The organism is Pararobbsia alpina, assembly GCF_902859895.1.
GTDB lineage: Bacteria > Pseudomonadota > Gammaproteobacteria > Burkholderiales > Burkholderiaceae > Pararobbsia > Pararobbsia alpina.
In genome coordinates, this window is record NZ_CADIKM010000189.1 from 1 (window position 1) to 856 (window position 856).

Genomic DNA, 856 nt, shown 5'->3' on the forward strand with positions numbered 1-856 from the left:
CAAGCCGGACCTCATCGATGCAGAGGGCAATATTACGAATGAATCGACGCGGAAGTTCCTGAGTGACTACATGGAGCGTTTCGCGGTCTTCACGTCGAGGCTTGCGGCGAGATAGAGCGCCTTACGAGGGTTCCGCAACGGGTGGCATTGTCGACGAACGCATGGACGACCCGCTTGGTAGGGCATGCTAACCGGACAGAATCCGCCAAAGAGGCTCAAGGAAATCTGGGCCATTCGAATCCGTTTGCAGCTGGGGGCGAAAACGCGCGACCTTAAGCAATTGCGCTCATTGCTTGAGAAGCGCAGTCACGGGTCTGGCGACGATAGTGACAGTGCGAGATTTGTTGCCGATGATTATCTATTCCACCTGGCTATCTTAAAGGCGGCGCACGATCCCGCACTTCTTGAAGTTTACGAATTTCTCTCGATTGCAGTGAACGAAACCATCGCATCGACGCTTGAAGTCGACATTCCTGAACCCGACTACGAGAAGCATCGCTCGTTGATCGACACCTTCGAGTCTCGCTCTTCCGATATAGCGGAAAAGGCAGTCCGCAACTTCATGAATTTCATCCTTGTCGCGCAGCCAGAGGTGTACCGCTCATGAGCCCGGAAATTTCCGATTTGTCATTGCTTCCCGTTCAGACGCACGCGGGCTCTAGAGAATTGCAGCCTGCTGTTGACATGACGCTTGCAGACGAGCAGCTGATCGATGCACAGGTTGATTCCGTGCCGCCGCCCAAAATTGAAGCACTCCCCAGAGTTCGCGGGAAGGTATTGCTTGGAGCCAGCCTTGTCCTGGTCGCGCTCAATCTCCGTCCGCTGTTTTCGAGCCTCGGCTCGTTGCTGCCTGAAG

Annotated in this window: 1 protein-coding gene and 1 pseudogene; both read left to right on the plus strand. The window is 54.8% G+C overall.

The features are described 5' to 3' along the window. The first annotated feature begins 184 nt into the window (after positions 1-184). Positions 185-607, plus strand: coding sequence for an FCD domain-containing protein (locus HV670_RS30205; protein ID WP_175108572.1), 423 nt, complete (start codon positions 185-187; stop codon positions 605-607). Next, positions 604-856, plus strand: a pseudogene (locus HV670_RS30210) (hypothetical protein); the annotation flags it as partial. The gene HV670_RS30205 and the pseudogene HV670_RS30210, both read left to right, overlap by 4 nt.